Source organism: Phycisphaerales bacterium, from assembly GCA_035627955.1.
Taxonomy (GTDB): Bacteria; Planctomycetota; Phycisphaerae; order Phycisphaerales; family UBA1924; genus JAEYTB01.
Genome location: DASPKU010000016.1, coordinates 22206 through 48065, shown reverse-complemented (window position 1 = coordinate 48065; position 25860 = coordinate 22206). Strand labels below are relative to the sequence as shown.

Annotated in this window: 24 protein-coding genes; 6 read left to right on the top strand and 18 right to left on the bottom strand. The window is 69.2% G+C overall.

Annotated features, from left to right (window positions below):
- On the bottom strand, window positions 1–885 hold an 885-nt coding region (locus tag VD997_14270; GenBank protein HYE63156.1), incomplete at its 3' end, for a nucleotide sugar dehydrogenase.
- 78 nt (window positions 886–963) lie between these two features.
- On the opposite strand from VD997_14270, the gene VD997_14265 reads away from it, so the two are divergent.
- Both VD997_14265 and VD997_14260 read left to right on the top strand, forming a co-directional pair.
- Window positions 964–2169 carry an amidohydrolase family protein gene (locus VD997_14265; protein ID HYE63155.1) on the top strand — a complete coding sequence of 402 codons (1206 nt, stop codon included), beginning with the start codon at window positions 964–966 and terminating at the stop codon, window positions 2167–2169.
- Between the two features lie 96 nt (window positions 2170–2265).
- Window positions 2266–4167, top strand: a complete 1902-nt coding sequence (locus VD997_14260) for a peptide MFS transporter (GenBank protein ID HYE63154.1) — start codon at window positions 2266–2268, stop codon at window positions 4165–4167.
- Here VD997_14260 and galK read toward each other — a convergent pair.
- Genes galK through VD997_14245 form a run of 3 tightly spaced genes read right to left on the bottom strand, consistent with a single transcriptional unit; the run spans window position 4161 to window position 7392 of the window.
- Window positions 4161–5291 carry a galactokinase gene (gene galK / locus VD997_14255; GenBank protein ID HYE63153.1) on the bottom strand — a complete coding sequence of 377 codons (1131 nt, stop codon included), beginning with the start codon at window positions 5289–5291 and terminating at the stop codon, window positions 4161–4163. The genes VD997_14260 and galK overlap by 7 nt on opposite strands.
- 44 nt (window positions 5292–5335) lie before the next feature.
- Entirely contained in the window at window positions 5336–6109 is a 774-nt protein-coding gene (locus VD997_14250) for a hypothetical protein (GenBank protein ID HYE63152.1), read from the bottom strand.
- The gene (locus VD997_14245) at window positions 6106–7392 is read right to left on the bottom strand and encodes a hypothetical protein (protein ID HYE63151.1); all 1287 of its coding nucleotides are present in this window, start codon (window positions 7390–7392) and stop codon (window positions 6106–6108) included. Before VD997_14245 ends, VD997_14250 begins: the two co-directional genes overlap by 4 nt.
- A gap of 53 nt (window positions 7393–7445) precedes the next feature.
- Between VD997_14245 and VD997_14240 the strand changes: the two genes are divergently transcribed.
- On the top strand, window positions 7446–8471 hold the full coding sequence (locus VD997_14240; GenBank protein HYE63150.1) for an agmatinase family protein: 1026 nt from the start codon (window positions 7446–7448) through the stop codon (window positions 8469–8471).
- 25 nt (window positions 8472–8496) lie between these two features.
- Here the strand turns inward: VD997_14240 and VD997_14235 are convergent, their stop codons facing one another.
- The 5 genes from VD997_14235 to VD997_14215 form a co-directional block, all read right to left on the bottom strand.
- Complete coding sequence (locus VD997_14235; protein HYE63149.1) at window positions 8497–9165, bottom strand: site-2 protease family protein; 669 nt, start codon at window positions 9163–9165, stop codon at window positions 8497–8499.
- A gap of 101 nt (window positions 9166–9266) precedes the next feature.
- Complete coding sequence (gene rplT / locus VD997_14230) at window positions 9267–9644, bottom strand: 50S ribosomal protein L20 (GenBank protein ID HYE63148.1); 378 nt, start codon at window positions 9642–9644, stop codon at window positions 9267–9269.
- Window positions 9645–9730: 86 nt separating this feature from the next.
- On the bottom strand, window positions 9731–10042 hold the full coding sequence (rpmI, locus tag VD997_14225; protein HYE63147.1) for a 50S ribosomal protein L35: 312 nt from the start codon (window positions 10040–10042) through the stop codon (window positions 9731–9733).
- Window positions 10043–10164: 122 nt separating this feature from the next.
- Window positions 10165–11433: a hypothetical protein gene (locus VD997_14220; GenBank protein HYE63146.1), complete on the bottom strand. Its 1269-nt coding sequence runs from the start codon at window positions 11431–11433 to the stop codon at window positions 10165–10167.
- 52 nt (window positions 11434–11485) lie between these two features.
- Window positions 11486–12085 carry a sigma-70 family RNA polymerase sigma factor gene (locus VD997_14215; GenBank protein HYE63145.1) on the bottom strand — a complete coding sequence of 200 codons (600 nt, stop codon included), beginning with the start codon at window positions 12083–12085 and terminating at the stop codon, window positions 11486–11488.
- A gap of 499 nt (window positions 12086–12584) precedes the next feature.
- Here VD997_14215 and VD997_14210 point away from each other — a divergent pair, with 499 nt between their 5' ends.
- The 3 genes from VD997_14210 to VD997_14200 are packed head-to-tail and all read left to right on the top strand — an operon-like array spanning window position 12585 to window position 14630.
- Complete coding sequence (locus VD997_14210; GenBank protein HYE63144.1) at window positions 12585–13172, top strand: sigma-70 family RNA polymerase sigma factor; 588 nt, start codon at window positions 12585–12587, stop codon at window positions 13170–13172.
- Entirely contained in the window at window positions 13165–13650 is a 486-nt protein-coding gene (locus VD997_14205; protein ID HYE63143.1) for a hypothetical protein, read from the top strand. Before VD997_14210 ends, VD997_14205 begins: the two co-directional genes overlap by 8 nt.
- Window positions 13647–14630, top strand: a complete 984-nt coding sequence (locus tag VD997_14200; protein ID HYE63142.1) for a hypothetical protein — start codon at window positions 13647–13649, stop codon at window positions 14628–14630. The genes VD997_14205 and VD997_14200 overlap by 4 nt, the downstream gene beginning before the upstream one ends.
- A gap of 3 nt (window positions 14631–14633) precedes the next feature.
- Here VD997_14200 and metG read toward each other — a convergent pair whose 3' ends face one another.
- From metG to VD997_14155, 9 genes are read right to left on the bottom strand one after another with little or no spacing between them, the layout of a single operon-like run.
- Window positions 14634–15044, bottom strand: a complete 411-nt coding sequence (gene metG / locus VD997_14195; protein ID HYE63141.1) for a methionine--tRNA ligase subunit beta — start codon at window positions 15042–15044, stop codon at window positions 14634–14636.
- Between the two features lie 41 nt (window positions 15045–15085).
- The gene (locus tag VD997_14190; GenBank protein ID HYE63140.1) at window positions 15086–16168 is read right to left on the bottom strand and encodes a hypothetical protein; all 1083 of its coding nucleotides are present in this window, start codon (window positions 16166–16168) and stop codon (window positions 15086–15088) included.
- Window positions 16165–19029: a hypothetical protein gene (locus tag VD997_14185; GenBank protein ID HYE63139.1), complete on the bottom strand. Its 2865-nt coding sequence runs from the start codon at window positions 19027–19029 to the stop codon at window positions 16165–16167. The genes VD997_14190 and VD997_14185 overlap by 4 nt, the downstream gene beginning before the upstream one ends.
- Complete coding sequence (locus VD997_14180; GenBank protein ID HYE63138.1) at window positions 19026–21782, bottom strand: hypothetical protein; 2757 nt, start codon at window positions 21780–21782, stop codon at window positions 19026–19028. Before VD997_14180 ends, VD997_14185 begins: the two co-directional genes overlap by 4 nt.
- A gap of 12 nt (window positions 21783–21794) precedes the next feature.
- Window positions 21795–22208 (bottom strand): biopolymer transporter ExbD, encoded by a 414-nt coding sequence (locus tag VD997_14175; GenBank protein ID HYE63137.1) that lies wholly within the window; start codon window positions 22206–22208, stop codon window positions 21795–21797.
- Between the two features lie 3 nt (window positions 22209–22211).
- On the bottom strand, window positions 22212–22622 hold the full coding sequence (locus VD997_14170; protein HYE63136.1) for a biopolymer transporter ExbD: 411 nt from the start codon (window positions 22620–22622) through the stop codon (window positions 22212–22214).
- Entirely contained in the window at window positions 22619–23449 is an 831-nt protein-coding gene (locus tag VD997_14165) for a MotA/TolQ/ExbB proton channel family protein (protein HYE63135.1), read from the bottom strand. Before VD997_14165 ends, VD997_14170 begins: the two co-directional genes overlap by 4 nt.
- On the bottom strand, window positions 23446–24672 hold the full coding sequence (locus tag VD997_14160; protein ID HYE63134.1) for a hypothetical protein: 1227 nt from the start codon (window positions 24670–24672) through the stop codon (window positions 23446–23448). Before VD997_14160 ends, VD997_14165 begins: the two co-directional genes overlap by 4 nt.
- Window positions 24669–25679, bottom strand: coding sequence for a hypothetical protein (locus VD997_14155; GenBank protein HYE63133.1), 1011 nt, complete (start codon window positions 25677–25679; stop codon window positions 24669–24671). The genes VD997_14160 and VD997_14155 overlap by 4 nt, the downstream gene beginning before the upstream one ends.
- Window positions 25680–25860: the final 181 nt, after the last annotated feature.

Here is a 25860-nt window from a genome sequence, read left to right as displayed (position 1 = left end):
CGTGGGCATGCCCACCTCGCGGGCCTTCCACGTGAGGTAGAACGGGTCGATCGGGATGCAGTGCCCGCCCAGCCCCGGCCCCGGGTAGAACGGCTGGAACCCGAAAGGCTTGGTCGCCGCGGCCCGGATCACCTTCCAGATGTCAATGCCCATGTCCGCCAGCACGGGCTTGAGCTCGTTCACCAGCGCGATGTTGACCGACCGGTAGATGTTCTCCAGCAGCTTCGCGGCCTCCGCCACCTCCGCCGACTCCACCGCGATCACCTTCTCGATGGCCGCGGAGTAGAACGCCGCGCCCACACGCGTGCTGGCCTCGTCGATCCCCCCCACCAGGCGCGGGATCGTCCGCGTCTCCACGCCCTGCCGCCCCGGGTCCTCGCGCTCGGGCGAGAACACGAGGAAGAAGTCCTGCCCGCAGGTGCGCTGGTTCCCTTCCAGGATCGGCAGGCACAGCTCGCGCGTGGTGCCGGGGTAGGTCGTCGATTCAAGCGAAACGAGGGCCGCGGGCTTGAGCACCCGCGCCACCATCTCCATCGAGCGCTGCACATACGAGAGGTCGGGCTCCTGGTGCTTGCCCAGCGGCGTCGGCACGCAAACCGCGATGGCGTCGCAGGCCCGCAGGTCGTCGGGGTTGTCCGTCGGCGTGAACCGCTCGCTCGCCGCGAGCGACCGCACCAGCTCCGCCCCCAGATGCTTGAGGTACGGCTCGCCCGCCTTGAGCATCTCGATCTTGCGGTCGTCGATGTCGAACCCGACGACGCGGAACCCCGCCTCGTGCATCGCGCGCACCAGCGGCAGGCCGACGTACCCCAGCCCCACCACCCCCACCGTCGCCTGGCGGGAGCTGAAACGCTGGATCATCGCGCTTGCAAGGTCAGAGCCCATACGCCCGCACTATACCGGGGCGGTGCGTGCGGAGTTCGGCCCCGCGCCCCTGCACGCCCCGTACTCTCAGCAGACCCCATGGACCTGCTGATCACCGGCCATCTCCTGCTCCCCGACGCTAACGGCACGCTCGAGCTCGCCGAGGGCAGCCTCATCGTCCGGCGCGGCCGCATCGAGTCCATCGCCCCCCGCATCCACGCGAGCCCGGACTTCGGCGGTCCCGACTTCCTCATCACCCCCGGTTTCGTCGACGCTCACGTGCACCTGCCGCAGTTCGACTCCATCGGTGTCGACGGCCTGGAGCTGCTGACGTGGCTGGATCGGGCCGTGTTCCCCGCGGAGCTCAAGTGGGCCGATGTGGGTTACGCCGCGGCCATGTGCGAGCGGGTCGCCCGCGAGCTCCTGAGCTTCGGCACCGCCAATATCGCCGCGTACGCGACCGTGCACCACGAGAGCGCCCAGGCGGCCATCGAGGTGTGCGCGAAGGCCGGCCTTTCCGGCTATATCGGCCAGGTGCTGATGGACCGCAATGCGCCCAAGGACCTCTGCCGTCCCGCACGCGAATCCGTCGCGTCTGCTTCGCGGCTCCGGGCCATCGGCCGGATCGCCCCCGCGGTTACGCCGCGCTTCGCGGTCGCCTGTACCCGCGAGCTGCTGAACGAGGCCGGCAAGCTCGCCAAGGCCACGAACTGGCACATCCAGACGCACCTGAGCGAGACCCAGCCCGAGATTGACCTCGTCGGCCAGCTCTTCCCCGGCAGGTCGTACCTCGAGGTCTACAAGGACGCCGGTCTCCTCACCCCACGCACCCTCCTCGCCCACGGCGTGTGGCTCGACTCCGACGACCTCGCCACCGTCGCGAAGACCGGCGCCATCGTCGCCCACTGCCCCACCGCCAACCGCTTCCTGATGGCCGGCGAGATGGACCGCGAACGGACCTTGCGGTCCGGTGCACTCATGGCGCTGGGCTCCGACGTCGCCGGCGGCCCCGACCGCTCCATGGTCCGCGTCGCACGGGCCATGCTCGAGACCCAGCGGCAGCTCGGCTACCACGCCAAGGCCGGCCCGGCCGCGTGGAGCCAGATCACCCGCTGGAACGCGGCCCTCCTCGGCCTGTCCGACACCGGCGAACTCAAGCCCGGCAATACCGCCGACCTGCTCGTCATCCGCCCCACCACCCAGTGGCTCAGCTCCCACGACCCGCTTTCGCACCTGCTCTACGCCTGGGACGACCGGTGGCTGAGGGCGACGATCACGGGCGGTGAGGTGCGGTGGCAGGCCTGAACCGAACGACCCGAAACGAGCCACCCCGGTTTCCGTCCGTGAAGGGTTCGGTTATGCTGGCCCCCACGCCGCCCCGCGGCCACGAGGTTCCACTGCATGAGCCAGGCTACGTCGTCGTCCTTTGACCCGAGCAACCAGCCGCAGCTGCTGGGCCACCCCGTCGGGCTCTTCACGCTCTTCTTCGCCGAGATGTGGGAGCGCTTCTCGTACTACGGGATGCGGGCCCTGCTCGTGCTCTACATGCTCAAGGGCTTCCTCCAGTACGGGGACAAAGAGGCGTACGCGGTGTACGGGGCCTACACGGCCCTTGTCTACGCCACACCCTTCATTGGCGGCATGCTCGCCGACAAGCTGCTGGGGGCGCGAAAGGCCGTGGTGTTCGGCGGCCTGCTCATGGCGGCCGGTCACCTGCTGATGACGCTGGAGAACCAGACGGCGTTCTTCGGTGCCCTCGCCCTTCTCATCGCGGGCAACGGCTTCTTCAAACCGAACATCTCGACGATCGTGGGCTCGCTCTACCCCAAGGGCAGCGGCAAGCGCGACGCCGGCTTCACCATCTTCTACATCGGCATCAACCTGGGGGCCGCGCTGGCTCCCCTGCTGTGCGGGTACGTTGGCGAGACCTACGGCTGGCACTACGGCTTTGGCCTGGCGACCATCGGCATGCTGATCGGCGTGGCGATCTTCGTCGCCCCGCGTCTGATCACGCAGGCGCTGGTCGTGCTCGGGGCCCTCGCGGTGGCCGCCAGCATGGTCTACATCGGACAGAACGACAAGCTGATGCTGGCGGTGAACGCTCCCGTTGGGATCGCCCTGCTGGTCGCCGCGTTCGTGGCGGCCGCCGCCATGGGCAAGGGCGGCATCCCCGACGCCGCCGGCCGTCCGGCCAAGCAGCCCAGCCGCGCCCATGAGTTCATGGTCTACGGCGGGACCATCCTGGCGGTGCCGGTCCTCGCATTCCTCGTGCAGCGGAGCGAGATCGCCGGCTGGTGCCTGACCGCTTTCGGCATCCTGGCCCTGGGCACAATCCTGGTGTCGGCGATCCGCTCGCCCAAGATCGAGCGTGAGCGGCTGATCGTCGTGCTCATCATGATGTTCTTCTCAATGCTGTTCTGGGCCTTCTTCGAGCAGGCGGGCAGTTCGGTCAACAACTTCACCGACCGCAACGTGGACCGCGTGGTCCAGTCCTCGACGTTCACGCAGGAGCAGGTGGGCACGACGATCGAGGTCCCCGCGAACCAGGCCCTGGTTGGTCTCAGGCGGGCGGACGGCACCTCCGTCAGCCTCACCGAAATTGAGAAGGCGGTAGAGGAGTACCGCGCGAAGAACGACCTGAAGGGCACCCCCGCCCGCCCCAACATCCCCTGGACCGTGCTCCCCGAGCACGTCGGGCGTGAGTACGCGGGCACCGAGGTGAAGACCACGGTCTTCCAGGCCGTGAACCCGGTGTGCATCATGGTGTTCGGCCTGGTGTTCTCGTCCCTGTGGAGCTTCCTGGGCAAGCGCGGGTGGGAGCCGAGCACACCCATCAAGTTCGCGCTTGGACTGGCGCAGCTGGGGCTTGGCTTCCTTGTCTTCTGGTACGCGGCCAAGAACGGGACCGACCGCGGCATGACCGCGATGGCCTTCCTGGTGATCGGCTACATGCTGCACACCACCGGAGAGCTGTGCCTCTCTCCCGTCGGGCTGTCGATGGTGACCCGCCTCTCGCCGGCCCGCATGGTCAGCACCGTCATGGGCGGCTGGTTCCTCGCCACCGCGTTCTCCAACTTCCTCGCCGGCCTGATCGCCGCCCTCACGGGCGTCGGCCACGGCGAGGAAGGCCCCAAGGTGCTGCCGCCGCCCCAGGAGACGGTGGGCGTGTACGGCGAGGTGTTCGGCAAGATCGGCATCGCCGCGTGCATCTCGGCCGCCATCGTGCTGGTGCTGTCGCCGCTGCTCACGAAGTGGATGCACCGCGAGGCGGACGAGGGTGGGCCGAGCGCCGGCGGTCACTGACTGCCGAGCCAGAGCGCGCTGACCTGAAGACCGATGATGCGCGCCGCGGCTTGCAGCGCGGCGTTCTCGTGGCCTGCGGGAACGAGGGCTACCACGCACCCGCCGAACCCGGCGCCGGTCATCCGGGCTCCCTTCACCCCCTCAGTGCTCTGGAGTGCTTCGACCAATCGATCCACCTCCGGGCACGACACGCGGTAGAGGTCACGGAGCGACGCGTGTGAGAGGTTCATTAGCCCGCCGAGCCGCTCCATGTCCCCGCCGCGCATCGCCTCTGCGGCCATGAGCACCCGCGGGTTCTCGTTCACCACGTGCAGGGCGCAGCGGTAGACCTCCGGCGGCAGGGCCGCGCGGGCGTGCTCGAGCATGTAGGCGTCGGCGTCTCGCAACTCGTTCACGCCCAACTCGCGGGCCGCGGCCTCGCAGGAACGTCGGCGGGCCGCGTACTCGCCTGAGGCGTTCGCGTGCCGCACGCCCGAGTCGATGACCAGGAACCGCGCGATCCGGTGGTCGGGCAGTGGCACGTGCCGTGTCTGGAGCGTGCGGCAGTCGATCACGCTGGCGACGCCTGGCACACCGGCGGCGCTGGCGAGCTGGTCCATGATCCCGCACGGCACACCCGCGAAGCGGTGCTCGGCCCGTTGGCAGAGCTGCGCTACCTCGAGAGGGTCGAGCGCCGGCGCGGCCCCGCCCCAGACTTCCTCCTCCAGCAGCGCCCGCGCGACCGCCACCTCAAGTGCCGCCGAGCTCGACAGCCCCGAACCGATGGGCACGTCGCTCGCAATCGCGAGTTGCACCGCCGGCAATGCTCCCGCGCCGCGCGCGGCGAGCACCGCCTGCACCTCGTGCATCACACCGAACACATAACTCGCCCACGAGCCCGCCCGCACACCCGCGTTTGCCGCATCACCGGCTACCACCGCCTCCACGCCGCACGGCCAGCGCTCGCCCAGAGCCGCCGCGACCACCTCGTGCTCGCGCCCGCCAAGCCCCACCGCCACGCTGCACATCAGCGGGATCGGCGTGGGCATGACGTACCCGTCGTTGTAGTCGGTGTGCTCGCCGATCAGGTTGACACGCCCGGGCGCCTGCGTCACCGCGACAGGCTCGCGCCCGAACGCGTGCACGAGCGCGGCGTGTGCACGCTCAGATGAGGGCGGCTGTCGCTCCACTACGCCCCCACCGCCCACGCATAGAGCAGCATCGCGAAGTACTGCGCCCCCATGATGGCCGCGTGCAGGGCCGCGACCCGCAGCACCCGCACCGGCGGCCAGCGGTACAGCACCGCGAGCAGCCCCAGGTACGTGGCGATCCCTAGCGGCGCGGTAATGACGTTGTACCCGCCCACGCCGATGCTGAGAACCAGCGACCCCGCCGCCACCGTGATTAGCATGCGCGGCGCGGCGTGCTTCACCTTGCCGAGCCGCGCCTGCTCGAAGTACGCCACGGCCCCAATCGCCCCAACACCCGTAATCGTGTTGAACAGGCACATGTACAGCGCCAGCACACCCGAGAGGAACCAGTGCTCCTGGTTGTTGTACCCCGAAATGATCGCGGCCGCGATCGCGATGCCGCCGCCGATCATCGCGTACACCTGCGGGTCGCCCGCCGGCTTCACGAGCCGGTGCTTGCGGCGCTCAGGGTCGATCGCCGGGCCCGCGGCTTCCGCCGCCTCGTCCGGCTCACCTTTCATGACCCGCTCCACCTCCGGGTCCTTGTCGAAGTCGGCGTCGTCGTCGAAGTCGTCGATGAGGCCGCTGTCGGAGAGCTTGCCTGCCTTGGGCTCCGCTGGCGCAGGAGGCGGAGGCGTCGCCTGTGTTGGAGGCGCTTCCGGCACAGGCACCGGCTCCGGCTCGGGGGCCAGTTCATACGGCGTCGCGTTCTCCGCGGGCTCGACGCGGTTGGGCGGCGGGAAGCGGTCGTCGTGCTTGCGTTCCTCGCTCATCGCGCCCGTGCCCTCACCGATGCCAGCCCGCCCCTCAGGAAGTATTCCATGAGTTCGTGCCCCGGGTTGATCTGCAGGTCGCTCGCCGCGGCACTTTCTTCGGTAAACGGCCGCTCCAAGACCGACCGCACCCACGCCCCGGCCATCACAAACGGCACCGGCCCGCCCAGGACCTGCCGCCGCTCACTGCTCGCCGTGACATCACTGATCACCAGCGCCCGCCAGCCCTCCGCACCCGCGTCGGCAGCGGGGTCGCCGTACGACTCATCGAGGTCGCGGATGAGCGGGCCAATGAGACGGGCGTCGACTTGCTCGAGCACGGCCACCTTCTCGTGCGGATCGCCGCGCAATGACGCGTGGAGCGGCTCTTCGAGATAGCAGCAGACGAGGTCGGCGCGCCGCAGGCCGTCGCTCACAGCTTCTGCAAGCGCATCCAGCCCCAGTTCGTCGCCATCCAGTCCACAGAACACCGGCTGCCGGTCCAGCCCCGCCGCGACCGCGAGCCCGCCCACCGCCTCGTCGCCCGAGAACATCAGCCCACGCACACCTAGCCGCTCCTTCAGTGGCGGCAGCGTCACCGCGGTGCCCTGCCCCCACAGCCACGCCATGTTCGCCGGCCGAAGCCCCTGCTCGGCCCGCGCCAGGTTCACCTCGTGCCTGCTGAGGAACGCCTGCGAGGACTCCATCAACCGCCGCAGCCGCGTGCCCTCCGCGCCGCCGCTGGGCCAGTGATCCTTCACCGCCTCCTGCCATGCAGCGATCGGCGGCGAGGTCATCACCTTCTGGTACGACGCGCCCGACCCATCCACCAGCATCAGCCGCTTGCCCGTGCCCGGCGCGATCGAGAGGCCCCCAACCAGCTGCGGCTGCGTCGCCCGCCAGTGTCCCAGCAGGTCCGTCAGCAGCACGCGGGCCTCGCGCTCGGTCAGCCCCTCGGGCGAAGCATCGACCAGCAGCCCCGCTTCTTCCTCGACCTCTCCCATCGTGACGAACGACACCCGCAGCACCCACTCACCAGCCCGCAGCTGCACGCCCGCACCCAGCGCCTCCAGCGCCGCCCGCCCCACCGGGAACTCGAGCGGGCTGTAGCCCAGGATCGACATCGCCGCGACTTCGGGCGCGGGCGGCAGGTCCTCGGGCAGTGTGTATGCGCACCCCACCCGGCCCGCCGCGGCCAGTCGCGTCAGGTTCGGCAGCGTCGCCGCCTCCAGCGGCGTCTTGCCGCCGAGAGCCTCCGCTGGCTCGCCGGCCGCGCCCGCCAGGATGATGGCCACATACTTCACGGCCCAAGCATAACCCGGCCCCGCTACGCTTCCGCCCTCACTCGGAGCCTCCCATGCCCTTTGACCCCGACGCAGCGGCCGCACCCGGCACCGGCATCTTCGGCCTCCCGCACACGCTGCAGGAGAGCCGCATCATGCTGCTGCCCGTGCCCTTCGATGCAACCACCTCCTACCGGCGCGGCACCGCCGACGGGCCCGAGGCCATCCGCACCGCCACCATGCAGGTCGACCTCTACGACCGCCGCTTCGGGCGCGTGTACGAGCAGGGCATCTTCATGCACGAGAGCCCGGCTGAGATCCGCCACCTGTCGGACCGCGCGGGGGAACTGGCGGCGCCGCTCATCGAGGGCGGCGGCACGACTGGCGATGCGAAGGAGGACCAGCGCATCCTGCACCAGGTGAACGCCGCGTGCGAGCAGGTCAACGCCTTCACCTACCACCAGACCAAGCTCGTGCTCAACGCGGGCAAGATCCCCGGCCTGCTCGGCGGCGAGCACTCGGTGCCCTTCGGGGCCATCCGCGCCGTCGCCGAGCACTACGGCGCGATCGGCATCCTGCACCTGGACGCCCACATGGACTTCCGCGAGGCCTTCGAGGGCTTCGCGTGGTCGCACGCGTCGATCATGCACAACGTGCTCTCGCGTATCCCGCAGGTGACCAAGCTCGTGCAGGTCGGCATCCGCGACGTCGGCGAGCGGGAGCTCGAGTTCGCCCGCGCCCAGGGCGGCCGCGTCGAAGTCCGCTACGACGACGTCTGGGCGGAGCAGCTCGGCAACGGCACCCGCTTCAACGACCTCGCGGCGTCGGTGATCGCCGCTCTGCCCGACAAGGTCTACGTCTCCTTCGACATCGACGCGCTTGACCCCTCGCTCTGCCCGAACACCGGCACCCCCGTGCCCGGCGGCCTGTCGTTCAATCAGGCCTCGCTGATCCTGCAGATGCTCCGCGAGAGCGGCAAGACCGTGGTCGGCTTCGACCTTGTGGAGGTCGCGCCCGGCGCGGAGGAGGCCCCGGAGTGGGACGCGAACGTGGGCGCCCGCGTCCTCTACAAGCTCTGCGGCGCGGCCATGCCGCGCTAAACAGCTGCAGCAAGGCTTGACCCGCTCACCCGCCCAGCAGCGTCACGCCTTGATCAAGCACCGCCATATTCACGCGGAATGCGAAGCTGGCCACGTGCCGGCCCACCACGAAGAACACCAGTACGAACGCGCCGATCGCCACAATTTCTCGGTTGGGCCCGCGCCACAACTCGTTGAACCGTGGGAAAAAGTCGCCCACGATCCGTGACCCGTCCAGCGGCGGCACCGGCAGCAGGTTGAACATGAAGAGGATCAGGTTGATCGCGCACCCCGCGTTCAGGAACACGTGCATGTTCTTGAACAGCACCGGATCAACATTGCCCGCGGCGTACCGCGTCCAGCCGATCAGGATCGGCATCAGTACCAGGAAGATCAGCAGGTTCGAGAGCGGACCTGCGAACGCCACGATCGCGTCGCCATAGCGGTGCCTGAAGTTCGACGGGTTCACCGGCATTGCGCCCCATGTGATGCCCACCAGCGCGAACATGATCAGCGACATCTTGCCCATGTGCACCACCGGGTTCCACGTCATGTGGCCGGTGTAAATGGGCGTGTCGTCGCCCAGACGGATCGCCGCAACGCCGTGCGCAAGCTCGTGCAGGCACACCGACGTGATGACCCAGAACGCCCAGCCGACGGCCAGCATCGGCAGCACGTTCCAGTACTCCGCGAACCACCAGCCAGAGCCCATCATCAGTTTGCCTCCTCGCTCAGCCGGAAGCCTACCACCCCGGCTTCAGGAACGAAAAAGGCCCCGCGGTTTGCGGGGCCTTCGATCGATCACTGTTGAAGAACTCAGGCGACCTTCGCGGGCGTGGCCCGGCTGGCCTTCAGGGCGGTCTTGACCAGCCCGTCGAACAGCTTGGGATCCTCGATGGCGATCTGGCTGAGCATCTTGCGGTTGAGCGTGATGCCGGCCATGCGCAGCCCGTTCATGAACAGGCTGTAGCGCGTCGCACGCATCTTGCACGCGGCGGTAATGCGGATGATCCAGAGGCGGCGGTAGTCGCGCTTGATGCGGCGACGGTCGCGGTAGGCGTACACGCCGGCGCGGATGACCGCGTTCTCGGCCTGGTACTTGTGGCGGTGCTTCGTGCCGAAGTAGCCGCGGGCCTTGCGAAGAATCCGCTTACGAGCCTGGGCGCGGGCCGCACCCTTACGAACGCGAGGCATAGGTCAAACTCCGAAACTGGGCCTGAACGGGGCGGCGGGAGTCTCCCGCCGGCTTTGGTCCCGGCAGACGGGTGGATGGAACGAACTCAGTCCTTCTTGGCCGTCGCCTTCGCGGCGCCGGCCTTCTCAGCGCGGGCGGCGCGACGCTCCGCGGGCGAGGGGCTGCGGCGGAGCGCGGCCTTGGGGGCGTTGCGCCCGCGGAGGCGGCGGAACAGGAGCTTCTCGAGCCGCTTGGCGTCCGCGGAGGACATGTAGGGGTCCTTGCGGAGCTGACGCAGGCGCTTGCCGCCCTTGCCCGAGCGCAAGTGCTTGTGGTTAGCGGAGCGGTGGCGGATCTTGCCGGTCTTGGTGATCCGCATCCGCTTCGCGAGGCCCTTGTGGTTCTTGTTCTTCGGCATGGCCGGGAAACTCCAAATCGATAAGCCCGGTCAACGCCGGGCCCGGACTATAGACCTTCGGTTTTCAGCGTTCCACAGGGGCGGAGCCCGATTCGAACCCTACCGGCGCTCGATGTGCCGGCTCACGGGCCCACGAACACGTCATTGCCGTCCGCCGGAAGCTGCGCCCCGTCCATCAGCCACTCCATCGGCACCCCCTCCACCCGAATCAGGAGCGTCCCCTTGACGTGCTTGGGAAGGTTCCGCTTCACCTCCGCAAGCTGCGGCTGGATGGCGTTCCAGACCTTCTCCTGCTGGCGGTTCATCCAGATGTTGTCCGACCCGACCTGGGGGGTGGTCGCCCACAGCGCCGAGCCGTCCGCCCGCAGAGCAAACTGGCCTTGCCCGGCGTGGTTGGGGGAGTTCTCGTTGGGGAAGGGGAAGACCTCGCCATTGGCCAGCCGTACCGGCACCGGCGACTTGTCGGTCAAGATCACCGTCCCGGGGTTGGAGACCGGGCTGGGCCGATCCTTGCCGAACATGATGTAGTAGCTGTACGAGACCTCCGGGAGCGACTTCCAGTCGTGGCTCCCCGCCGCGGCCGGGGTGCGGCAGGCCATCGGGTTGCCCTCGCACGCGAGGGTCTCCAACGGCGTGTAGCCCGTGCGGGCGAGCGTGTACAGGTTGGCCGAGTTGCTCTGCTCGGGCGTGGTGCCGACGTTGAGCCATGAGCCGCCGAAGGACGCAGCCGCCATCGGCAGCTGATCGCGGAAGTCGTTGGTGTAGCGTCCGAACGCCGACGCAATACCCGCGAGATTGGCCATGCAATCCGAGCGCGTGGAGTACGACTTGGCGGTCGACATCACCGGCCACACCACCGCCACACCCATCAGCAGCACCGCGGCCACCGAGATCAGGTCCGCGAAGCGGAACCCGCCCGTGCGGGCCGGCGACAGCTCCTGCGCCGGGCGGCCCGCGGCCGAGACCGCGCGCATCGTGCGCTCGATGAGCAGCGTGTTGTTGATCGCCGGGCCGTCGGTCAGCAGCTGACCCAGGCCCTCGAGCCGCTCAGCCCGCGCCCGCAGCGACGACGGCACCTTCCCCGCGCGGAAGCCCTCGCTCACATACGCATCCAGCGCCTCCGCGTCGTCGGCGGAGAGCACGGCATCGACATCCGCAATGGGGTTCGCGATCCGCGCCAGGCGCGCCATCGTCACGTCGATCAGGGTCTTCCCGTCGCCGCTCTCAGCGCCGCCGATAAGGCCCATCAGGGCCGCGGCCTGGCCCGCCCGCACGTGCATCGCCTGCGGCACACGAGAAAGGTCGAAGCCCGCGTCGATCAGGGCGTCAACCGCATCGGCATCCGCGCCGACAAGCTGATGGTGGTGAGTGTGGTTCGGGAGATCGGTCATGCGTCACTGGAAAGGTGTAGGTGCTTCAAGGGCTGGTACGATGGTGCGTTGCTCACGGTTTGGGGCGGCGCTGCTCGTCGATCATCTTCCACTTCTTGGCGAAGGCCGCGACCGCGGCGTGCAGACGGGACTTGACCGTCCCCAGCGGGATGCCCAACTCGTCGGAGATCTGTGCGTAACTGATGCGCTGGAAGTACGCCAGAAGCAAGATTTCCCGGAGAATCAGCGGGAGTTCGTCCAGAGCCTTCTGCACCTGCCGGTTGGTCTCGTCCTTGTCCAGCGCGTCGCTGGGCGCCGGAACACGCACCTCCATGAGGTCCACGAACGATCCCGCCTCCCCTGAATCTCCCCCCCTGTCAACAGGGGCGGAAAGCTCAAGCGTGCGGCGACGACCCTTCCTACGCAGGTAGTCCCGGGCCTTGTTCGCGGCAATCGTGAAAAGCCATGGGCGGAAGCGGCGGGTCGCGTCGAACGTATCGGCCGCAAGGTGCACCTGAAGGAACGCTTCCTGGAACACGTCCTCCGCGCCCGCCTGATCGCCGACCAGTCGAATCAGGAACCGCAGCAGCTCCGGTTGGTGGCGTTCGATAAGCGTTCGGAAGGCCGCGCGGTCGCCCCCCCGGTACTGCTCGAATAGGACCTCGTCTGTCACCTGATCCAAACCGGGTCTTCCTACCTCGTCCTAGGGCACGCCAGCTGACCGGCTCGGACGTACGCCGACCACCTATTCAAGGATCGAACTCAAGGATCGTTCCGACTTCCCGCCTGAAAACCACCCCAGAACCGGGGCCGAAAAGCGCCAGCCCCTCCGCCCTCAATCGTGGAGCATGGTCCCGAAGGTACCCTTGGTAAGCCGCGTCGGAGGGGAACTCGTACCGGCTCTGCACCGACATCGGGGGATCGCTGAGCCGGACCACCAGGGCAGAGCTGGCCCCGCCCTCCACCACCTGCTGGACATGCCCGCCGGTCAACCACCGTTCATACCGATCCCGGGTGGGCTCGTCCGGTAAAGTCGCGGTGACTGTGTACGCTACCCGGGCCATGGGGGCAGAGAATACCCAGCGAGGGGACACATCGGGGGGCACTTTGCGTTCTGCGGCGGGCAATAGGTGTCGGTTTGGTGCGTTTCACCCTCTGATGGAGCGCTGGGTGTGAGTCAGGACCCAACGCAGGAACTCGCAGACCTGCTTCAGGCGGCCTCCCGCGGCGACCCCGCGGCGTGGCGTGAGCTGGTGGCCCGGTACAGCCGCAGGGTGTACGCCCTCGCCAAGAGCCGGTGCAGGAATGACGACGTGGCGGAGGAGATCGCCCAGTCGGTGTTCGCGACAGTGGCCGCGAAGGTCGGAGGGGGCGAGTACACGGAGGTTGGAAGGTTCGAGTCCTGGCTGTTCCGCGTCGCGATGAACCGCGTGCGGGACACGGTGAGGAAGGCGAGGCGGCGGCCCGAGTCGCACGACCCCGAGGTGCTGGCCAACCAGCCGGGGCGACGCGAGGAGGCGCCGGCGTTCGATGCGGGCGCAGTCTCGAGGCTGCGGCTGGCGATGGAGGACCTGTCGGAGGCGGACCGCGAGATCATCGAGCTGAGGCACCACGGCGGGCTCAGCTTCAAGCAGATGTCGGAAGTGCTCGAAGAACCTGTTGGAACATTGCTGGCCCGGCACCACCGGGCGCTCAAGAAGCTCCGCGACGCCCTGGAGGCGAGCGAGCAGAAGTCGGCAGCGGAGGTGGATGATGAATGACAACCCGCACCTGAACGACCGCGAACTCCTGGCCCTGGCCTCGGAGATCGACCGTCTCGCCTTCGAGGACCGCGGCGACGCCGGCCTGGAGAGCCGCGTCTTCGCGGCCTCGCTGCCGGTGCTCCAGAACGCCTCGCGCCCCCCGCTGCGGCTGGTCGGCACAGAGACGGTCACGACCACGGTGACGTACACCCGCAGCCGCCGCACGGCCCTGCGGATCGCCGCGGGATTTGCCATCGCCGCAACGGCGGCGCTGACGTGGCTTGGCACGCATCGGGCGTCCCCCACCGCTCCCGCCGGGACCGAGCTCATGGCGGCTGCGCCCAGCGCGCCCTCCGTCGACGATTGGACCATTGCGTCGGTGGTGTTCGATGATGACTTCGGCGATGAGCTCGACCTGCTCTCGAACAAGGCGTCGGACCTGCGGAGCGAGTTTGAGACCATCGGCACCGGCGAGAGCTACGAGGAGGCAATGTGAGACGGATTCCGCTGATCCTGCTGTCGGTCGCGGCGCTCTCAGCCAACGTGTTGGCGCAGGGTCGGCCTGTGGAGAGTCGCGAGTGGCCGCCACAGCAGCCCCAGCAGCCTGGGACACAGCGGCCCGAGCCGAGGCGCGAGGTGCCCGAGGACCCCGCCGAGGCCACGCGCCTGCTCAACCGCACTCTCCAGGACCTGGACGAGCGGCGCGAGCGCGTGCGCGAGGCAATCCAGAAGATCCAGCAGGGCACCCCTGTGCGTGAGGCCCTCCGCGGGGTGGACTTGCGGCCCGAGCGTGGGCCGCGCCCCGAGCATGGGCCCGGCGGTCCAGGCGGCCCGAACGGTGAGCCTCGCATCCGCATGGGCGGCGACCCCGGTGGCTTGGCCGAGGCGCTGGGCGACCGCAGCACAGGACGTCGTCTCGAGCACCCGCCCACGCCCGAGCAGAAGGCCCACGCCATGGCGTTCATGCGCGAGCACCTGCCGGATATCGCCACCCGGATGCAAGAGTACGAGAAAACCGAGCCGGAGCGGGCAGAGCGGGCGCTGATGCGGATCATCCCACGAGTGCTCGAAGCCGAAGGCGTCCGCAAGTCCGATCCCAAGCTGTTTATGCTCCGCGTCCGAGAGATCGACGGGCAGGCGAAGGTCGTGGAGGCCATCCGCGTCGACCGCGAGGCCCGTGAATCCAAGGACCCGGCCCGGATCGAGCAAGCCACGGCCGAGCTCCGCGCCGCGCTTTCAACCCAGTTCGACACCCGCCTCGAACTCCAGGAGCACGAGATCGAGAGCCTGACGCGTCGTCTGGAAGAGTTGAAGAACGACGTGCAGAAGAAGCGCTCAACGCGAAACGGGGCCATCGACGAGATGGCGAAGCGCGTCCGGGAGTTCGGTGAACGCCGCGCCCGAGAGCGGAGCGAGTCTCGCCCCAAGGACGGCGACAAGCCCGCGCCCGATGCGACCACCGCGCCGAAGCGCTGAACGTCAGGAGACGATGGATCCCGGGGGCATGTCCGACAGTGTGGTCAGAACGACCACGCGCCGCTCAACGCCGCCGTCCTTCGGCGCGTCGCTCGCGGCCAGCAGCATGCCGCGCGATTCCTCGCCGCGGAGCATGCGGGGCGCGAGGTTCGCGACGATGATGATCGTCTTGCCGACGAGCTGCTCGGGCGTGTAGGCCTGTCGGATGCCCGCGCAGATCTGGCGCGGCGTGCCGCTGCCGTCATCCAGCTGCAGCTTGAACAGCTTGTCCGCGTTGGGGTGCGGCTCGCACTTGAGGATCTTCGCTACACGCAGGTCGACCTTGGCGAACTCGTCGAAGGTAATGGTGGGCTTCGCCTCGGGGCCAGCCGCGGGCGCGGGGGTGGGAGTGGGAGCAGGGGTGGGGTCGGCCATACGCGGTCCTTTCAGAAGGACCGAGTGTAGGTCGGGCCCGCTCAGCTGCCGCTGCTACTCGGGGGGACCGGATCAGCGGTTTCGGCGGGGGCTCCGGACGCGGGCGGATCAGCCGGCTTCGCGGGCTTGGGCGGAGGTCTCGGCGCGGACGGATCGGGTACCCACTGGCCGTCGCGCCAGAAGGGCTTGTCGGGGTCAACCTCGAACACCACCGGCAGCGTGGATGGATCGGTGTCTCGCAGCGGTGCGCCCTCATCAGCCGCGAGCTGTGCTGCCCAGGACCGCTGGTTGCCCTGCAGCAGCACTGCCTCGAACCGCAGCTGGCCCAGGAACACATTCTCGGAGATGACGGGCCCGGGGTCCGCCTTGCAGATTGGGCAGATCTTGGCGTCGGGCGGGTTGCCGCGCTTGGTGATCCGCCCGCCGCTGCACTCCGGGCACGGCCAGCGCTGAGCCTCGCGCGTCACCTGGAACAGACTGCCGCCGCCCATCCGCTGCAGCATGGATTCCAGCCGCGCCAAACCCGCTTTGACCTCCGGCTTCTCGAGTAGTTGCCTCGCCTGGATGCCGTGCCCCGAGCGAACCAGCCCCAACGCCGCGGCCATCTGGTACACAGGCGAGTCGGCCGTGGTCGGCGCCGCGCGTGCCAGCCACTCGGGCGGCACGCGGCGTGGGTCGAGTGTGCGCGAGAGGTACACCAGCCAGCGCCGCTCCCGCTCGTTGCGGATGAGATCGGCAAGGGCGACGCACGCCGCCGAAGCGGTAACGGGGCGGCCGCCTCGCTTGATGTCAAGCGTGGCCGCGAGCACGTAGAGCGACGTCGCCAGGCGGCGGTCTTCCACCAGCTCGACCTCGTCGGCAATCTCCTCTCCAAGGCGGTAGTACTCCTCCGGCCGGGAGGGGTCGAGAGCGGCGAGCCGCTGCGCGTACTTCTCGGCGAGTGGCTGACGCGGCTGCGTTGGCTGCGGAGCCTGATCGGGGCGCTGCGCCGGCTCCGGCGCGGGCGGCTGAGGTGCGGATGGAGCGGGTGTGGGCGGTGTGCCGGGCGCGGCCGGGGCCGGTCCCTGCGCGCTGGACCATGACGCGCCCGCCAGCAGCACAAGGATTGCGATGGCAGCCCTCATGCCTTGCGCTCCGAGAACCGCAAGATCCATAGCCGCAGGCGTGCCCGCTCGGTGACCGCCAGCTGCTCGAACGCCGTCTTGCATCGGCGTCGCTCCTGATCCATCTCGCTCAGGATCGTCCCGGCCTGAGCCGCTCGGCTAGGCTGCTCGGCGACGCAGATGTACGCCATCAGCTCGCACATCGCGATCTGCTCGGCCTGGAACTCCTGCACCCGCCCGTTCGCCAGCTCAGCGCGTGCCCGCCGCCGCTGCTCCATCTGCGTGAGGTTGTATGGCTCCCGGGCCGTGGGCACCAGCATCTCCGCCTCGCGCTGGAGGCTCAGCCGCAGCTGCACCGCCGCGACATCGATCGACTGCGTTGCCGCGGCCCGGACCGGCGGCGGCTCCTGCTGCCCCTCCGGGGCCGATTGCTCGGTCGCCTTTGCGGGCGGTGTGTACAGCTCCGCAATCTGCTCGGCGAGTCCATCGATGCGCGACAGCGAGCTCTGGCCCGCCAACACGTGGAGCAGGGTCTCCACCAGCGCCCGCCGGACCGCCACGCGCCATGTCGGGTCGCGCAGCCCTGGCAGCTGGGTCAGCGTTGCCGCCTCGACCAGCGCCGCGTTCTCACGCGTGATGGGCATCAGCGGTGCGAACTCCAGCAGGGCGTTCAACATGGGCGGCGTGTTCAGGAAGGGCATGATCTTGTCCTTCGCATCCTGCCGCACCTGCATCGGCGAGCCGCGGCACGCCTCCTCCACCAGCACCTCGGCGACGATCGGGTCGAACGGCCCAGTGATCTTCGCCAGCAGTTCGCGGCGCAGCGGGATGTTCTGCCCGGCCGCAAGGTACTCGCGCAGCCACTCGACACTTACGGCCTGGCCCGGGTACAGGGCCTCGGCCTTGGTCCGCACTGTCAAGTCCTGCGACGACTCGCTCGCGCGCTGGATTGGCTCGAGCAAGTCCGCCACCCCGTCGACCTCGCCGGCCCACAGCAGCATCGCCGCCCGGTTGTAACGGGCGAGCTGGAGGAGTTCCTCCCCCATGACGAGCGGGTCGCTCGAGTTGGAGGCCTCCGCTCCCTGCTGGGCGTTGACGGCCTCTATCCAGCGCTGCACCAGTGCATCGCGCGTCTCACCCGCGCCGAGCCCCCACATCGCGGCGTAGCGGTCGCGCATTTCCGTGCGATCACCCGCCCCTGCGCCGCCGGAGACCACCATTGAGCCGTCCACGCCCTCGGCCCCGCTCGCGCCTGCCAGGGCCGCGGTCACCGCGTACAGGTCGCCCGAGGTCACCGCGTCGTCATCAAACCACCGCAGCAGCCACAGTCGCGATTCATCGTCCTTCCGCCACTGCACGGCCGTCGTCAGCACCCCGATCGCCTGGAACGCCGCGCGGCTCTTCAGCGGGTCGGGTCCGCGGGTGAGCACGGTGTCGAGCGCCAGCAGCGCGTGGCGTGTGTACAGCGGCGTTTCGGCTCCGGCAATCGCAGCCAGACCCGTGAGCCACGCCTTCCAAGCCTCCTGCGCGGCCTTGGTCTCGTCGTCCGTGCCCCCGGCGCTCTGGTTGGTCAGCCGCACGGAGGCCGTCGACAGCGCGGCAATGCACCCGGAGTGGAAGGTCGTCTCACCGGGCCCGCTCGCGCCCGGGAACATCGCAATGAGCGCGTCGTGCACGCGGTTGCGCACGCCCGCGGGCAGGTCCTTCTCGCGGCTCACCCGTGCGAGCACGCCGGAGGTCCACGCGCTCCTCAGCACCGCCTGGGGCGTGAGCCGTTCCGGGCCTTGAAGTGACTGGCCGGCGGCGATCATCATCACGATGGCGCGCTCAGCCGCGTCGCCCTTGGTGTTCGCGCGGTAGAGGAACTCCACCAGGCGGTCCACGCCCGCGAGCATCCCGTCGCCGCTGGTCTCCACCCACCGCATCGACATTTCCGCATAGACCTTCTCGAGTGCGGCGAGCCCCTGGTCGGTGTCGGTGTTGAGCGTATTGACACTCGCCGACGCCGCGCGGAGCAGGTCGTCCCAGTCGCCGATCCGTTTAGGCGGCGCGGCTGGTGGCGCGGGCTTGGGCTTCTGCTCGCGCGGCCGGCTTGGGAAGAGCTCCTGGGGGGCTGACTTGGTGTCGGTCGTCGCGATCTGCTCGGGGGTCGCGGCCGCGGGATCCGAGCCGGGCCCCGTCATCGTCACCGAGAGCACGATGAGCGCGGCCGAGCCGAAGAGTGCGACCGCGCCGAAGATCACGAGATTACGAACCACACGGTTGCCGGGATCCGACCGCGTAACTACCGGCGGGTCGTCGTCGAAATCAGGCCGCGACGGCCGCGCAACCACCACCCCCCCCACTGGCGGTGGCCTGAACCGCGCCGCGCCGGACCGCGCCGCGCTCCACGCGTCGGCGGTCGCCGCTCTCGTCACGTCAACTTTCGACGGCTGCACGGGTGCGGTCGGGTGCTGCACCGGCCGCCCCATCAACCCCTCCGCCAGCGCGACCACCTGCTCGACGGGCACGCCGTACGTCTGCGCGAGCACACCGATCCGCTCGCGCGACCGAGGGTTCCACCCGCCCATGGTCGCGAGCGTGAGCAGGAGCGCCGCCTCGAGCGGTGTCGGCTGTGCATCCACTGGCGCTGCCGCCTCGCTCGCGGGCCGACGCACCGCCGGGCTCAGCAAGCGCGCCGCGGCCGCGTGCAAAGCCAGCCGCACCTCATCCGCCTCTGGTGACAGCCCCTCCGGGTGCGCCGCGATCTGCGTGAGCCGGTTCTGGAGCGCCGTGACGACGACACCCTCGTTCACGGGCGCTGGCCCGACGCCAAGCAGCACACCCGGATCGTTCGAGCCTTCGTTGACGCCAAGAAACTTCGCGAACAGGTCGGCGCTCAACGCCCACCGCCCTTCGCGCTGCCGCCCCCGGGTGTCGGCGCGGTTGGAGGCGTCGCGGGTGCCTGAGGCGCCACACTCCGCATCCTCCCATCGAGATCGCGCAGCTTGCTCCCCCATGGCTCGGGCCCGAACTCCGGGTGCAGCACCTTGTGCTGCTTCATCGCATCGACCGCCTCCGAAGGGCTCACGTCCAGCAGCAGCCGCAGTGACTCGTACCGGGCCTCGTACCACTCGGGCGTGCCATTCTGGATGCCATTGAGCAGCTCCCGCCACGCCGCCAGCGCCTTGGGCTTATCGCCTGCGGCCTCCAGCAGCTCGCCTAGCCGCCGCAGGCTCGACGCGGTGCGTTGCCCCGCCTCCAGCTGCTCGCGGTCGAGCGTGATGGCCAGGTCGCGCATGTCCGCGTCCTGCTCAGCCCGCCAGATCACCGCGGCCGCGTGCGCGACCGAGTCGCGGACCGCCACGATCGACGCGTCGCGCGAGCCGCCGCTGCCCTCCAGCACGCGCCGGCCATAGCGGAGCACCTGTCTCGCCTGCCCCGGGTTCTCCCCGCTCTGCTTGAACAGCCGCAGCGCCCGCCGGAACAGCACGCGGTCGCTCGCATCCGCGAATGCTCCGCCCATAGCTCGGAGCCTATCGGTGTGCCGCACGATTGCCGCCTCGTCGCCCTGCGCCACCGCGATCTGCACGCGCCGGAACGTGAGCTCCCCTTCCAGACTTGACAGGTCCAGCGAGTGGAACGCCGCTACCGCGTCCAGTGAGGCCAGCGCCGCCTCCACGCGACCGATATCCGGCGCTGTCATCGCCAGCAGCGCATCGGCAAGCTGGCGCACCCGGATCACCAGGTCCGCGGCCGCGTCCTTCGCCACCTGACCGCGGTCGGCCATCGCCCGCGTGTGCTCGAGCTTGAGCACGCCCTCGGCGACGTCGGCAAAGCGCACCGCAGCGAAGTCCTTCTCCTCCTGCGGGGCCTTGCGGTACAGCTGGTAGAGCAGGCGCGCGGCCTGCTTCTGCGCCGCCTCGTACACACCGGAATCCCGCGGCACCTTCAGCAGGATCTCCAGCGCCTGCGCATCGGTCAACCGGTCGGCCCGAGTCTGCCGCAGCAGCAGCCGCGCCGCGTTCTCCGACGCCGGGAACTGCTCGAGGTAGAGCGTGGCGACCCGGTCACGCTCGCCGACCAGCCCGCGATTCCCGGCTTCGACAGCGCGGTCCAGCGAGACGATCGCGTACCACAGCGCATCGCGCCTGGTCTCGGGCGAGACCGCCACCGCCGCGGCGGCCTGGAACTGGCGCGACGCGGCCTCCATGTCACCGGCGTAGAACAGCGCCAGCCCGCGCCGGATCTCCGCCTTCTCACGCTCACGCGGGAAACTCGCCGCGTCGTCGCTGGCCGTGGCCGTGCTGATCAGCTCGGCCGCCTCGCGGTACAGGTTCACCACCGTGGGGTCCGCCGTGGGCTCCTCCTCCTTGCCCGCGTTCTTGTGCGCCTGGCGGGCCTTGTCAAAGGCCTGCAGGCTGCGGACGTAGTTGACGATGAACCCCTGCTGGCCGATGGGCGTCGTGCCGTAAAGAGACACAAGGTCCAGCACGTGCCCCGCCTCGCCCCGCTGGATCAGGTCGCCGAGGGCTACCTGCGCTTGCTTCTCCGCCTCGCTCTGCAGGTTGTTGTTCCCCGCCGACCTCGAGGCCTCCAGCGCCACCACTGCGAGCAGGCGAGCATCGCCCACCGACAACGGCTTGACCTCCTGGTCGCGGTCGGGCTGCCGCCGCAACCGCACCGCCCGCTCGATATCCGCCCATTGGCGGGCCGCGCCGTGCACGATGATGCGGCGTGAGAACAGCTGGTCGAACACGATTGGGGGCACGTCCTCCGCCAGTTCAATCTCGTCGAGCCAGCGGCTGGCCTGCACCTCGTCCTTCATGATTGACGCGCACAACGCACACCCCATGGCCGCGCGTGCGACGTGCTCGTACTTCAGCAGGTTCTTGGGCATCCTGTCGACGGTCGGAGCCCGCTCGGGCGAGACCGAGTTCAGCAGCCCGCCGAACCGCTTCATCGCCTCCAGGGCCTCGCTCTGCGAGTTCGTTAGGTACGCCGTGTAGTAGTGCGCCCAGCCCGCGTAATACCACGCGAGGGAGCGCAGGCGGCGGGCATCCGCGAGCTCCGCCCGCAGCGCATCCATGTCACCGGTCTGCGTGCGCTCCTTGCTCTCCAGGCCGCGCACCTTGGTCTCCAGCCGCCGGGCGATCTCGTCGAAGATGGGCCGCACGGTCCGCAGCACGCGGTCGGCCTCGGCTTTTTCCTCGCTGCTCGCCAGCCGCAGCCGGTCTCGCTCGAGGATCTCCTCCACCTTGAGGTACGTCGCCTTGGCCATCGCCAGGCGCAGTTCGAAGGTGTTGGCCCGCTCGTCCTTCATCAGCTCGCGGCACATCGCCTCGATGTGCTGCCGCTGCTCGGGCGCCGTGGCCTCCGTCAGCATGCGCACGTAGAGCTTGCCCAGCAGCTCGGCCGCGCGGACCTGCTCCTCCTGTGAGCCGTCCTTGTGCTGCTTCCGAAGGCGGGCCGCGAGCACCTCCAGCAGGTTGTGTTCTGCGAGGTAGTTCTCGACCTCCTCGTCGCTGGTCGTGACGGCCTGCGCCGGCTGCGTGGGCGGGGGCGGCAGCGTGGGAAGGTCCTGCGCGCACACATGCGCCGCTGGGATCACTCCGAGCGCCGCCGCGAGCCACCATGCTCCTGCCCGATCCCTCACGATACTCCCCCGCTACTTCGCCGGCACGTAGCTGACCTTGTGGAACCCGGCGTCACGCGCGGCCTGGAGGGCCATGGTGGCCGCCCATACCGGCACGTCGCCCGGCACTTTGATGAAGACCCCGTCGTCCTTAGGCAACTGCCGCAGCACCGCCTCCAGGCTGCCGCGGTCATTGAAGAACCGATCGCCCAGGCGGAACAACGGGCTGTCGCCGTTCACGCCTACCGTCACGATCTGCGGCTGAAGGTTGCCCGCGGCCGCGCCGCGCCGGTCGGTGCTGATGGTTGAATCCAGCCACGACTCCTCCTTCGCGAAGTTGCTCGCGAGGATGAAGTACAGCAGCAGGAACAGGGTCACGTCGATGAACGCCGCGAGCGGCAGTCGCGGCAACTGGAACTCCTTGCGCTGGCTGCGTCGGATGAGCATTGATTACGTCCCCTCCGACGCGGTGGCGAGCTTCCAGTTCCGCAGCCCGATTTGCGTCAGGCCCGACGCGAGGGCGTTGAGGTGCTGTGCGGGGCACGCGCGGTCAGCCCGTACGGTCAGCTCCACCTCGCCCGACTTGATGTCGTGGTTCATCCGCTGCAGGAACTCCATGAGCGCGATGGGCCGGGCGTCCAGCCGCAGCTCGCCGTCCGCCAGCAGATCGACGACCACTGCCTTCTCGCTCGTGTCCGGCTTCCCCGCGCCCTTTTCCGCCGGCAGCTCCAGCGGCGTCTTCAGCACGTTGGCGAACTGGGCGGTCAGCGTGAAGAAGATGATGAGCAGCAGCACCACATCAACCATCGGTGTGAGGTCGAAGTGCGCTTCGGGGAGTTCGCCGCGGGGACGGAACTTCATGTGGGCCGCACCCCGGGGGTCATGCCGGGCACGGGCATCGCGGAGGTCGGCGCGGGCGTGGCGGGGCGCGGCGTTGGACGCACAACCGCGGGGGCTTTCGGCGCGCCGGCCGCGGGGTTCTCTATGTACACCGCGAGGTTCTCAACCACCTCGCCGGCGTCGGCCACCAGGCGGTCAAGCCGACGCCGCAGCATCGAGAACGCGGCGGTGCAGGGAATGGCCACTGCGAGACCCTCGGCCGTGTTCACAAGGGCGAGGGACATGAACCCGGCCAGCTCGCGCGAACGGGCGGCGCCCTCAAGCTGCCCGATGCTGTTGAACGCGCCGATCATGCCGATGGTCGTCCCCAGCAGGCCGAGCATGGGAGCCACCGCGGCGATGAGGCCGATCCAGTCGATCGACTTGTTCAGGCGGTCGGCCTCACGCTGGCCAGCCTCCTCGAGGGCGGTGCGGATCTCCATGAAGCCGAAGGGGGACCGCGAGCACCGCACCAGCGCCGAGCCGAAGACACGGGTCAGGAATGACTCCCGCTGCTCGCAGTAGCGGATTGCGCCTTGAATGTCGTTCTCACGGAACAGCCGCTGCAGCTCCGTGGCGTCCTCCACCGGAATAAGCTGCGCCCGCCGCACCTGGATCAGGTGCATGATCAGCAGCGTCAGCGCCACCACGGAAAGGAAGATCAGGATCGCGCCGATGACCCCGCCTTCCTTGATGTACTGGAAGAGCGTGCGGCTGGACTCCGCCGCGGGCGTGGACGCCTGACCCGACGCGGCGTCGCCCGCCTGGGCCACCACCGCGGACATGATGTGGAACATGATCGAACTCAAGAAGGGCCTCCGTTGATGCTGGGGGACTCCAGGTCGTCACTCGTTGTCTTTGGTAGCGGCAGCACGGGCGCCGCCTTGGGCGGGGCGTAGTTGGGCCAGGACCGCAGCTGCTCCCATTCCAGCGCGGGGTGCCCGGCGAAGTGGTCGTTGAGCTCCGTGCGGAGTCGCGTCGCGCCGGGGTGGTCGCCGAGCGTGTGCAGCGCGACGGCGGCCTCTGCGAGCGCGATGCCCGTGAGGTACGCGTTCACTCGCTCCAGACGTGCTGGCACTTCGAGCAGTTCGCTGACACCCAGCAGCTGCGCATCCCTCGAACCCTCCCGCAGCAGCGAGCGTCCGATGCCGACGCGGCACCAGACCTCGATCCACGCCACCGGCCGCTTCTTCAGGCGTGCCGCGAGCGCCTGACGGGCCGCCGCCCGCTGGTTTTCATTGCCGATCCGCGCCGCCACAACCTCGCCCACCAGCGCCACGCCGTCGTCCTTCTCAGCGCTCAGCACCGGCGTCTCGGCCGGCAGCCCCGCCTCGAACCGCGCGGCCTGCTGGTACAGCGACTGGAGCACCAGCGCCCGCGCACGGACGCCCTCCTGGTTGCTCAGCGGCCACGAGGCGTTCGCGAGCGCCTGCACGGACGTCACATTGACCCACACGGGCGGGAGCAGGGGCGCCACCTGCGTCGAAGCATCCACCGCCGCGGCGGCCGCGGGCTCAAAGCTCGGCATCGCCAGCCCCGCCGCGTGCTCCTCGGGCAATGCGTGCACGTACGCCAGGAACGGCGCGACCGCGCCCGTCTGCGCGCCTTCCATCAACCGGCACCGCAGCAGCCCGCCGCACACCACCGCGGCCGAGGGCCCACGCTGCCCCGCATACTTGGCGAAGAGCTCCTCGAACAGCGGCTCGGCCCCGAGCGAGTCCCCGCGCTCCAAGCGCGTGCGGGCCCGCCACATCGACTCAGCCAGCGGCATGAACGGCGCCGCCTCCGCGCTCAAGGGCCCCTCGATCCGCGCCACCACATCCCAGCTCACCAGGCGCTCCGCCGAGCCCGGCGCCATCCCTGTTGGTGCCGCGAGCGCGATCCTGACTCCCTCAAGCCCGACCCCCGCGACCTGCCCTTGTGGCGCCGCGGCCCCCGCCCGCATGACCAGCGTGGACTGCGCGAGCGATGCCCGCGCGCACACGAGCGCCACCGTCCCCGCCACCAGCGCTGGTGCGTACCGCAGGATCATGGCTTCTTGCCACCCCCGGCCCCACCGATGACGGTGAACTTGCCCTTGCTCTGCTTGGCGATCGCCTTCATGTTCTCCTGCCCCGCCTGCGTGCCCAGGCAGATGCAGTGGATCGGGATCTTCAGCTTCTGGTTGAGGCTTGCGACCTCGTCAACGACCGTCTCGTTGAAGTCACCGTCGGTCATGAAGTAGATCGCGTCAGGCCGCGGCTTCATGTTGTAGATGATCTCAAACCCGGGCATCGGGTTCGTCCCGCCCAGCGGCTGCAGCCCGACAATCAGCGGGGCCAGCTTCTTCTTGCCCGCGGGCGATGCGTCGATCCACTCGCTCCGGCCGTTGATCGGCTCCGCCCCCGTCGAGAACGCGATCACGAATACCTGCGAGTTCTCCAGTAGCCCATTCACAGACCGCGCCAACTCCTTCCGCAGCGTCTCGATGCGGGTGCCCTCACCGTTCGCCAGCGGCTCGCCCATCGACCCTGAGACGTCCACGAGGTAGGCAAAGCGGCTGCCCTGTGCTTCGACGCCAAAGAAGTTGGCGCCGCCCCCGCCCGAGCCGCCCAGCCCGCTGCCCTCGCCCCCGCCCAGCGAGATGTCACCACCGCCGCTGAGCGTCCCAATCTCGCCCAATCCCTCCGCGCCGCCGCCGGTCGCAGGGCCTACATCGGGGATGTTCGTCGTGACCTCGACGTCCCGAACCGCGGCATCGGGCACCGAGGGTGTGTCCGCGCCCATGGCCGCGTCCTGGATCTCGCTGAGCTCGCCCTCGCTGACCACCGCCATTTCAATCGGCCCCGGGTCACCGCCCCCACTGCCGTCGGTGCCGTCCCCGCCCCGCCCCCCGACCACCACCATCGCGGCGATGATCAGGAAACACGCGTGCACCACGATCGACACCAGCAGCCCGCTCAGCGAGGCCCGCTTGTAATCGCTCCCGATCACGCGGAGCACGCCAGGCTCCTCGCGCAGTCGCTGCACCGGGTCCATGCTGGGCTGAAGGTTCGGCATCGTGCGGCTCACATCACCCCACTCGTCTCACTCTTGACACCGGAGGCCCTCATTCAGATGCACGCCAGCCGGGGGGCTGTCCGCACCTGTCCATATTCTGTGGATCCCACCGGCTCTTCCGCCAGTGTATCGGCAGCCGCCTGCGCGTCGGGCCAACCGGCGGACCGGTGGACTGAGCAGG

Excerpts from the sequence above, each read along its gene's own strand:
- rplT (HYE63148.1), bottom strand. The coding sequence starts at position 9,644 with ATGCCTCGCGTTCGTAAGGGTGCGGCCCGCGCCCAGGCTCGTAAGCGG.
- VD997_14265 (HYE63155.1), top strand. The coding sequence starts at position 964 with ATGGACCTGCTGATCACCGGCCATCTCCTGCTCCCCGACGCTAACGGC.
- VD997_14205 (HYE63143.1), top strand. The coding sequence starts at position 13,165 with ATGAATGACAACCCGCACCTGAACGACCGCGAACTCCTGGCCCTGGCC.
- VD997_14190 (HYE63140.1), bottom strand. The coding sequence starts at position 16,168 with ATGAGGGCTGCCATCGCAATCCTTGTGCTGCTGGCGGGCGCGTCATGG.
- metG (HYE63141.1), bottom strand. The coding sequence starts at position 15,044 with ATGGCCGACCCCACCCCTGCTCCCACTCCCACCCCCGCGCCCGCGGCT.
- VD997_14175 (HYE63137.1), bottom strand. The coding sequence starts at position 22,208 with ATGCTCATCCGACGCAGCCAGCGCAAGGAGTTCCAGTTGCCGCGACTG.
- VD997_14240 (HYE63150.1), top strand. The coding sequence starts at position 7,446 with ATGCCCTTTGACCCCGACGCAGCGGCCGCACCCGGCACCGGCATCTTC.
- VD997_14155 (HYE63133.1), bottom strand. The coding sequence starts at position 25,679 with ATGCCGAACCTTCAGCCCAGCATGGACCCGGTGCAGCGACTGCGCGAG.
- rpmI (HYE63147.1), bottom strand. The coding sequence starts at position 10,042 with ATGCCGAAGAACAAGAACCACAAGGGCCTCGCGAAGCGGATGCGGATC.
- VD997_14260 (HYE63154.1), top strand. The coding sequence starts at position 2,266 with ATGAGCCAGGCTACGTCGTCGTCCTTTGACCCGAGCAACCAGCCGCAG.
- VD997_14160 (HYE63134.1), bottom strand. The coding sequence starts at position 24,672 with ATGATCCTGCGGTACGCACCAGCGCTGGTGGCGGGGACGGTGGCGCTC.
- VD997_14250 (HYE63152.1), bottom strand. The coding sequence starts at position 6,109 with ATGAGCGAGGAACGCAAGCACGACGACCGCTTCCCGCCGCCCAACCGC.
- VD997_14170 (HYE63136.1), bottom strand. The coding sequence starts at position 22,622 with ATGAAGTTCCGTCCCCGCGGCGAACTCCCCGAAGCGCACTTCGACCTC.
- VD997_14235 (HYE63149.1), bottom strand. The coding sequence starts at position 9,165 with ATGATGGGCTCTGGCTGGTGGTTCGCGGAGTACTGGAACGTGCTGCCG.
- VD997_14220 (HYE63146.1), bottom strand. The coding sequence starts at position 11,433 with ATGACCGATCTCCCGAACCACACTCACCACCATCAGCTTGTCGGCGCG.